The sequence below is a fragment of the Prevotella sp. CAG:255 genome (assembly GCF_000431195.1).
Classification (GTDB): Bacteria; Bacteroidota; Bacteroidia; order Bacteroidales; family Bacteroidaceae; genus Prevotella; species Prevotella rara.
Window position 1 is genome coordinate 1 of record NZ_HF986789.1, and the last position, 1,191, is coordinate 1,191.

At 44.2% G+C, this 1,191-nt stretch carries 1 protein-coding gene; it reads right to left on the reverse strand.

The window, feature by feature from the left end; translation table 11 throughout:
• Nucleotides 1-1,143, reverse strand: a 1,143-nt coding sequence (locus tag QVO66_RS03920; protein ID WP_288172561.1) for a 3-hydroxyacyl-CoA dehydrogenase NAD-binding domain-containing protein, incomplete at its 3' end; no start/stop codon positions are given.
• Nucleotides 1,144-1,191 lie beyond the last annotated feature (48 nt).

Genomic DNA, 1,191 nt, shown 5'->3' on the forward strand with positions numbered 1-1,191 from the left:
AATACGTTTCATTACACCCTGTATTGAGCTTTGACGGAAGTTGTCGCTGTTTGACTTCATCGTCAGGCGGTAAACACCTATAACACAAGGATGCTCCTGTGCAGGGTTAAAGTCGCCACGGTTGAAATAGTCATAATATCCTGCCATCTTCAACACCTGATCGGCAATGAAGTCCTTACGTGTGCGGTTGCTTTCAACAATGGCATGTATCAGATTCTCCGGAACGTCTGCATAGTTTGCCAACAGCTGTTTCGTGTCTTTCGGCAGGCAGTAACCGCCGTAGCCGAAGCTCGGATTGTTATAGTGTGTGCCAATTCGCGGGTCAAGGCATATTCCCTGAATGATAGCCTGAGTGTCAAGTCCTTTCACTTCTGCGTATGTGTCAAGTTCGTTGAAATAGCTTACACGCAGAGCCAGATATGTGTTGGCAAACAGCTTTACAGCCTCTGCCTCTTTGAGTCCCATAAACAGTGTGTCGATGTTCTCCTTTATGGCACCCTGTTGCAGCAGTTCGGCAAATGTCCTGGCTTTCTCCTCCAGATTATCGCCGGCAATGGCCTTTATAGCCTCGTTCTCGTCATCACGTCCTGCAATATGCTTAGGATATCCTACGATGATACGGCTGGGATAAAGATTGTCATACAGTGCCTTGCTCTCTCTCAGAAACTCCGGCGAGAACAGCAGGTTGAACTTCTTGCCTTGCAGCTTTGCGTCGTTCTTGAAACGTTCGGCATACTTAACATAAAGGCTTCGGCAATAACCTACGGGTATGGTGCTCTTTATCACCATCGTGGCATCAGGATTGACATCCAGCACAAGGTCGATAACCTCTTCTACATGACTTGTGTCGAAATAATTCTTCACAGGGTCATAGTTTGTCGGAGCTGCTATAACCACATAGTCGGCTTCCTTATATGCAGCTGCACCGTCAAGCGTTGCAGTCAGGTTAAGTTCTTTTTCTGCGAGATATTTTTCTATATAGTCATCCTGTATAGGACTTATCTTGTTGTTTATTTTCTCTACCTTTTCAGGTATTACGTCAACTGCAGTTACTTTATGGTGCTGGCTTAAAAGTGTTGCGATACTAAGTCCTACGTAGCCTGTTCCGGCCACAGCAATCTGTAAGCTATTAAAATCTTTCATATTTTATATTTTTACTGATATCCTAAAATTCTTATTTAAAAAGTAATC